The sequence below is a fragment of the Kitasatospora sp. NPDC005748 genome, assembly GCF_040630735.1.
Taxonomy (GTDB): Bacteria; Actinomycetota; Actinomycetes; order Streptomycetales; family Streptomycetaceae; genus Kitasatospora.
The window spans coordinates 44,116-51,654 of sequence record NZ_JBEXYD010000055.1 but is presented as its reverse complement, the minus strand read 5'-3'; the positions used below and the strand labels follow the sequence as shown (position 1 = coordinate 51,654).

At 77.2% G+C, this 7,539-nt stretch carries 6 protein-coding genes; 4 read left to right on the top strand and 2 right to left on the bottom strand.

The genetic code is table 11. The features are described 5' to 3' along the window. The 4 genes from ABZ495_RS29330 to ABZ495_RS29315 form a co-directional block, all read left to right on the top strand. On the top strand, positions 1-913 hold a 913-nt coding region (locus tag ABZ495_RS29330), incomplete at its 5' end, for a class F sortase (RefSeq protein ID WP_359838887.1). A 250-nt stretch (positions 914-1,163) separates the two neighbouring features. Then, positions 1,164-2,051, top strand: coding sequence for a hypothetical protein (locus ABZ495_RS29325; RefSeq protein WP_359804879.1), 888 nt, complete (start codon positions 1,164-1,166; stop codon positions 2,049-2,051). After that, entirely contained in the window at positions 2,048-2,857 is an 810-nt protein-coding gene (locus ABZ495_RS29320) for a response regulator transcription factor (RefSeq protein WP_359804877.1), read from the top strand. Before ABZ495_RS29325 ends, ABZ495_RS29320 begins: the two co-directional genes overlap by 4 nt. After that, a complete protein-coding gene (locus ABZ495_RS29315) occupies positions 2,854-4,176 on the top strand; it encodes a HAMP domain-containing sensor histidine kinase (RefSeq protein WP_359838886.1) in 1,323 nt (440 codons plus the stop codon). Before ABZ495_RS29320 ends, ABZ495_RS29315 begins: the two co-directional genes overlap by 4 nt. Before the next feature lie 71 nt (positions 4,177-4,247). On the opposite strand, the gene ABZ495_RS29310 is transcribed toward ABZ495_RS29315, so the two are convergent. Continuing rightward, positions 4,248-4,448: a hypothetical protein gene (locus ABZ495_RS29310; protein ID WP_359804874.1), complete on the bottom strand. Its 201-nt coding sequence runs from the start codon at positions 4,446-4,448 to the stop codon at positions 4,248-4,250. 277 nt (positions 4,449-4,725) lie between these two features. Continuing rightward, positions 4,726-7,407: a tetratricopeptide repeat protein gene (locus ABZ495_RS29305; RefSeq protein WP_359838884.1), complete on the bottom strand. Its 2,682-nt coding sequence runs from the start codon at positions 7,405-7,407 to the stop codon at positions 4,726-4,728. Between the last annotated feature and the right edge of the window lie 132 nt (positions 7,408-7,539).

Genomic DNA, 7,539 nt, shown 5'->3' with positions numbered 1-7,539 from the left:
GCCCGCGTACGGCGACGTACGCGGGCCGGGCGACGGTCCCGGCCGGGCCGGAGCCGGGCCCGGAACCGATCACCAGGCGCAGCCGGCCCCCGACCCGGGCCGGGAGCGGGCGCCGGGCAACGACTCGGACACCGGCTCGGGCAACGGGCCGACCACCCGCCGGGCCCGGCGCGACGCGACCCGGTGGTCCGGCGGCCGGCGGCCCCGGCGGACCGGCTGTTCCGGGTCGGTCGGCGTTCGCCGGGCCGCGCTCGGCGCGGGCGGCCTGCTCTGCCTCGTCCTCGGCGCCTCCGTCGCGCTGTCGGGCACGCAGACCCCGGTGGTGCGCATCCAGCCCTCCGTGAACCGGGCGGACCCCGCCGTCCCGGCCGCCGACCGGGCGGGCGGGCCGGCCACCGGACCGGCCGCGGCGAGCGGGGCGGCCACCCCGGCGCCGCGGCCCTTCGCCGCGTCGGCTCCGACCCGGCTGGTCGTCCCCTCGGCCGGGGTGGACGCGCCGGTCTCCGGGCTGGGTCTGAACCCGGACGGCACGGTCGAAGTCCCGTCCGCCGACCGGGCCGACGAGGTCGGCTGGTACCGCAACGGACCGACCCCCGGGGAGACCGGCCCGGCCGTCCTGATCGGCCACTACGACACCGTGCACGGCCCGGCGGTCTTCGCCGGTCTGCCGAAGCTCCGCCCGGGCGACCTCGTCCAGGTGCGCCGCGCCGACGGCAGCACCGTGGAGTTCAGGGTCCGCTCCCTGCTCCAGGCCGGCAAGGACCGGTTCCCGACCGAGACGGTCTACGGCAACACCAGCGCGCCGGAGCTCCGGCTGATCACCTGCGGGGGGCGGATCGGTTCGGACGGCCACTGGACGGACAACATCATCGTCCTGGCCGACCTGGTCCCCCCGGGCGCCCCGGCGAGCTGACCGGGCGAACCGACCGGCCGACCGGTCCGGCCCGAGCAAGGGACCGGACCGAACGAACCGACCGGCCCCGACCGGCCCCGGCCGGGTGCCGCGGCCGTCGCGCCCGCGTGACGGCCCCGGCACCCGGCCGCCGGGGTCTCCCCGCAGGTGGGCGGTGCCCGGGCGGGCGGAACCACCCGATAGCGTTCGGGCGACCTATCACCGTGGGCGAACCGACGCCTCGCCGCAGACCAGGAAGAGGACGACCACCGTGGCAGCAGCACACCCACCCCGCCGAGGGCCCCGGGCGGCGGCGCGCGGATCCGCCGTCGCCGTCCTCGGCCTGCTCGTGGCGCTGGCCGGGTGCGCGACCCCCGGGGAACTGCGGGACGCGGGGGCCGCCCGGCCCGTGACGCCGTCCCCCAAGCCGCAGCCGCTCTGGCCGGCGCTGGCCGCGGCGCCGTCGCCGACCTCCCCCGCCGCGTCCGAGACGGACCCCGCCGAGCCGCCACCGGTACCGGTGCCGGGTGTCGCCGTGCCCGGCCCGGACCTCACCTCGGTGGACCTGGGCGCCCTGCTGGCCAAGGACCCGGCCCTGTCCGCGGAGGAGCGGCGCGCCCTGACCGGCTGTCCGGACTGCGGGGTCCGCGACCCCGAGTTCCGCGATCTCACCGGTGACGGCCGCCCCGAGCTGATCGCCGCGGTCGCCACCGGCGGCTCGGTCGTCCTGCACGTCTACACGCTGGGCGGCGGCGGGGTCGTGCCCGTCCTCCGGGTGGCGGTGCTCCGGGCGTTCAGCGCCGAGACCCTCGCCGCCGACCTCTGGCTGAACGAGGCGACGACCCCCTCCTCCCGCACCATCAGCCACTACGGCTGGAACGGCACCCGGCTCGTCCTGCTGGAGCAGCGGGTCGAGGCGATCGGTCCGGTCACGGCGCCCGGCCACGGCCCCACCCCCGCCGACCGGCCCTCCGAGCCGGCCGGAGCCGGCCAGCCGAGTGCCGCGCCGTTCTCCGCCAAGCCCGCGGTCTCGCCCTCCAGCGGGGTGAGCCAGCCCCGCCGCCCCGACCAGGCGGTCCCGGTCCCCGCCCCCCGCCCGGGCACGGCGGTGCCGACCACGGCTCCCCCGACCCCGGCCGCCCCGGAAGCGAAGCGATGACTCCCGCCCCCGTCCACCCGCACATCCTGATCGTCGAGGACGACGAGGTGATTCGCGAGGCCACCCGGATGGCCCTGGAACGCTACGGATTCCCCGTCAGCACGGCCGCCGACGGGCTGGAGGGGCTGGAGGCGTTCCACACCGCCCGCCCCGACCTGATCCTGCTCGACGTGATGCTGCCGCTCCTCGACGGGGTCGGCCTCTGCCGGCGCATCCGCGAGGAGAGCCAGCTGCCGATCCTGATGATGTCGGCGCGCACCGACCCCGTCGACGTGGTGTCGGGGCTGGAGGCCGGGGCGGACGACTACGTCGTCAAGCCGTTCGAGAGCGCCGTGCTGGTGGCCCGGATCCGCACGGTGCTGCGCCGGGTCCCGGTGGCGCCGGCCGGAGCGGCACCCGCGCCCGAACCGGCGGCCGGCACCGGAGCGCCGGCCGCGACACCCGCCGGACCCGCCACTCCCACCGCGACACCCGCCTCCGCACCCGCCGACGCCGAACCGGCGCCGGCGGCCCGCACGGTGCGCGCCATCGACGGACTGGAGGTGGACACCGACAGCATGGAGGTGCGGGTGGACGGCCGCCTCGTCCCGCTCACCCCCACCGAACTGCGGCTGCTGCTGGAGTTCACCGCCGCGCCGGGCACCGTGCTGGAACGCTCCGGTCTGCTCGAACGGGTCTGGGACTACGACTGGGGGGCCGACACCAGGGTGGTCGACGTCCATGTCCAGCGGCTGCGCGCCAAGATCGGCTCGGGTCGGATCGAGACCGTCCGCGGCTTCGGCTACAAGCTGCGGCGCCCGGCATGACCCTGCGCCGTCAGATCGCCACCGCCGTCGCCGCGATCTCCGTCCTGGTCGCGCTGAGCGTCGGTCTGCTGGTCCACCAGGCGATGGTGCGTCAGCACGTCGACCAGGCCCGCCGGTCCGCGCTCGGCGCACTGGACTCCGCCCTCACCGCGTACGGCCGCAACGGCGAACCCGCCCGCCCGGGCGTCACGCTGGACGATCCGGCGCTGCCGCCCCGGCTGCGCGCGCTCGCGGCGGACGGCCGCCAGGGCTCCGTCCTGGCCACCGGCCCGCAGGGCGAGGCGATGTGGGCGGCCGCGCCCGTCGACGGCGCGGTGCTGTCCGTCCGGGTGGACTTCACCGCGGACCGCGGCGCCATCGGCGACCTCGACCGGATCATCCTGATCACGGTCACCGCCTCGGTCTTCACCACCGTCCTGGCGGGCGTGCTCGTCGCCGACCGGATCAGCCGCCGGCTGCGCACCGCCGCGACGGCCGCCCGCGAGATCGCCGCCGGGCGGACGGACACCCGGATGGGCGAACTGGGCGACGGCCGGGACGAGGTCGCCGACCTCGCCGCCGCCGTCGACTCGATGTCCCAGGCGCTGCACCGCCGGCTGGAGGACGAGCAGCGGTTCACCGCGGACGTCGCGCACGAGCTGCGCACCCCGCTCACCGGTCTGGTCACCGCCGCCGAACTGCTCCCTCCGGGGCGGCCCACCCAGCTGGTCCGCAACCGGGTCCAGGCGCTGCGCTCCCTGGTGGAGGACCTGCTGGAGGTCTCCCGGCTGGACGCGGACGCGGAGACGCCGTACCTGTCCCCCGTGCCGCTCGGCCGGGCCGTCCGGCGGACGGTCACGATCACCGGCCTGACCGTCGGCCTGTCCGTGCGGGCGGAGGGCGACACCCCGACCGACCCGGCACCCGGTGCCGACGGACCGGTGGTGCGCACCGACCTGCGCCGGCTGGACCGGATCCTGGCCAACCTGCTGGTGAACGCGGACCGGCACGGCCGGGGCCCGGTGCTGCTGAGCGTCGACGGGCTGCGGATCACCGTCCGCGACCACGGCCCCGGCTACCCCGATGACCTGCTGCGGCACGGACCGCAGCGCTTCCGCACCAGCGTGCGCGAGCGCGGGCGCGGACACGGTCTCGGCCTGACCATCGCCCAGGGCCACGCCCGGGTGATCGGCGCGGAACTGACCTTCGCCAACCACCCGGACGGCGGCGCCGTCGCCTCCCTCGTCCTGCCGGCCGGGAGCGCCGTCGAGCCCCTCGCCGAGGAGCTCGACCCCGGCGAGCAGTCCGACCCCGCCCAGCCGAACGGCGCGCACCCTTAGGCACCGGCACGACGCCGGGCGCCCCGACCGCTCGATGCGGCCGGGGCGCCCGGGTGTCGGGAAGCCGTCGGTCAGCCGTTGCTCTTGCTGAACGCCTCCAGCCAGCTGAGCTTCGGGCCGAAGAGGCCGACCGAGGCCGCGCCCGCCGCCAGACCCGACGACGACGACGACGGCTGGGGCTCGCTGTGCGCCAGCGCCGCGGTCGGCACGGCCACTACGGCCGCGGCCGCCAGAACCGCGGTGACGACGAACTTGCCAAGGTTTCCACGCACGGACATCTCACGCCTTCCAAGGTCATCACTGCTCTGCCACCCGCCCTCACGAACGGGCCGGGCCCGGAACGGGCCCCAGAGGCACCCGGTGAGGGGCACCGGGGAGACGTTTGCACACGAACGCGGGCAAGTCGCCCTTCTCGCCACCCGAGCGGTACGAACGGGTGACAGACATGCCCCGGTCGGGTGAGCCGCCCCGGCGAACGGCCCAGCGCCCGGCGCGACGCGGCAGCCCGTCGGTCGGCACGCAGGCGGCGGCAGGCAGCAGCACGCGGCGTCAGCGCGCGCACGGCGGTGCGGTGAACCGGCGGGTCGAGGCCAGCGCCCGGGCGATGCCGCAGTCCGGCACCGCCCGGGCGCGCAGGCCCGGGCGGACGGCCCGCAGAGCGGCCAGGCCCTCGACCGCGATCGCCTCCGAGGCGTGGTCGTCGCTGCGGTGGAACAGCTCCGCCGCCTCGGCCTGCGCGGCGGCGGCCCGGCCGAAGCGGCCCAGCAGCATCAGCACGTAGGCCAGGTTGTTCAGCGACTCCCCGCGCCCGTGGTCGTCGTCGATGGCCCGGAAGACCTCGGCGGCCCGGCCGAGCGCGTCCTCGGCCGGCCGGAGCCGCTCCGCCCGCACCAGCATGGTGCCCAGGTTGTAGAGCGCCGAGGCCTCGCCCTCGCCCTCGCCGCAGGCCCGCTGCAGCTCGGCGGCCCGGGTGCCGGCCGCGACGGCCTCGTCGAGCCGCCCGAGCTCACCGAGCACCGCGGCGCGCGCGGTCAGCTCCGCGGCCCGGCCCTTTGGGTCCCCCGAGTCCGCGAAGACCGCGGCGGCCTCGTCGAGGACGTCGACTGCCTCGTCGGCGCGGCCCGCCGCCCTGAGCGTCACGGCGAGCCGCAGGAAGGGCCAGCGGACCGGCCGGCCCGTACGGCGGGCGGCGTCGAGTGCGGCCCGCCGCGCCCGGACGGCCTCCGCCGGGTGCCCGGCCCGCTCCAGCGCCTCGGCCAGGTGGTCCAGGACCATCACCTCGCCCAGCGCGTCCTGGGCGTTGGCGGCGTCCCGGAACCACTCCAGGGCCCGGGTGAAGGTCCCCGCCGCCTCCTCGTACCGGGCGCTGCCGAGCTGGGCGACGCCGAGGTTGTGCAGCGCCCAGCCCTCCCAGGGATCGGCCAGCGCGCCGAACTCGTCCGCCACCGCGGCCAGTACCGGGAGGGCCTCGTGCAGCCGGCCCAGCGTCTGCAGGGCGTCGCCCACGTTGCTCCGGACCATCGCCATGCCCCAGGCGTCGCCCAGCTCGGTGAAGATCTCCGCCGCCCGCTCCAGGTCGGCCCGGTCCTCCGCGAAGCGGTGCAGCGTCCGCAGCGCGGTGCTCCGGCTGATCAGCGCGGCCGCCTCCTGCCTGCGGTCGCCGAGGGCGCCGAACTGCTCGCTCGCCCGGCCGTGCACGGCCACCGCCTCCTCGTGGCGGCCGGCCAGCATCAGCGCCATCCCCCGGGCGGAGGTCAGACCCGCGGTCAGCGCGGAGACGTCGGCCTGCCCGGCCGTGGTGAGCTGCGCGGAGGCCGCGTCGATCACGGCCAGCCACTCCCCCGCCCGACGACGGAGGACGAACTGCCGGTGCAGCACCGCGGCGAGCAGCACGGGGATGCTGGGGAAGCCCAGGGCGGCTCCGTCGATCGCGGCCGCCAGCAGCCCCGGCCACTCCTCGTCCAGCCACGCCGCGGCCTCGTCGCGGCTCCTGAACCGCGAGGTCACACCGACCTCGCCGGAACGCGACAGCAGGCTCTCGGCCTCCCAGGCACTGCTGACGAAGTGTCCGAGCAGTCGGCCGAGCGCCTCCTGCCGGTCGTCCTGCTCCGCGCACGCCCGGCCCCGGTCGTCCGCGTAGAGGCGCACCAGGTCGTGCAGCCGCCAGCGGCCCCAGACCTCGCCGGGCACCACCAGGTGGGCCCGGGCGAGGTCCACCAGGGCCTGCTCCACCTCCGCCTCGTCCCCGGCCAGCAGCCGCTCGGCGGAGCCGGTCGACAGGTCGGGGCCGGGCACCAGCGGCAGCATCCGGAACACCCGGGCGGTGCGGGGGTCCAGCTGGCGGTAGGAGAGGTCGAAGACGGCCCTCACCCGGCGCTCCTCCCGCCCGAGCCGGTCGAGCCGGCGGTACTCGTCGGCGAGCGACCCGGCCAGTGCGGCCGGCGTGCGGGTCGGCGACTCCGCCAGCAGCGCCGCGCAGATCCGCAGGGCGAGCGGCAGGTGCCCGCACAGTTCGGCGATCCGCCCGACCGCGGCGGGATCGTCGTCGACCCGGGTGTCCCCCGCCGGGCGCAACTGCCGTACCGCCGCGCCGATCAGCGCCACCGAGTCCGCCGGGCACAGCTCGCCGATCTCGTGCACGGGAGCGCCGAGGTCGAGGGTGTGGCGCGAGGTGACCAGCGCGGCGGTGACGCCGTCCGTGGGCAGCAGCGGTTCCACCTCGGCGGCCGACCGGCCGTTGTCGACGACGACCAGCACCCGCCGGTCGCTCGCGGCGTACGCCCGGAGCAGCGACCGGTAGAGCCTGCTGCGGTCCTGGACGCCGGTGGGCAGGTTCCCGTCGGCCACCCCCAGGGCGTTCAGCAGCCCCTCCAGCGCGCGCTCGGGCGGCACCCGGCGGTCGTCGTCGTAGCCGAACAGGTCGACGAAGAGCACGCCGCCGGGAAACCAGCCGGGCTCGTCACAGGCCTGCCGGGCGATCTGAAGGGCGAGTTCGGTCTTGCCCGCCCCGGCCAGCCCGGCGACGAGGGCGACCGGTGTCGGGCCGCCGCCCGCTCCGGGCTCCAGGGCTTCCCGGAGTGCGGCGGCCTCCGCCGCGCGGCCGACGAACGACGCGTTCGGCTCCGGCAGTCCCGCAAGGGCCGGGTCCTGGGGCGCCGGCAGCTGGATGGTGACGTTCCGGCCCTGCACCACCGCGTGGAAGAACGTCCCGCCGTTGACCGTGTTCCGCATGCCGCCCCCCGGCTCGCACCGTTGCCGCCACCCCGCCGGCCGGTCGCCGTAGCGGGGTCCCCGTGGGCCAGGCTACGACGGAGGGGGCCGCCCGGGAGGGCGGTCGCGGTGTCCGGCGCGACCGGGCCGGTC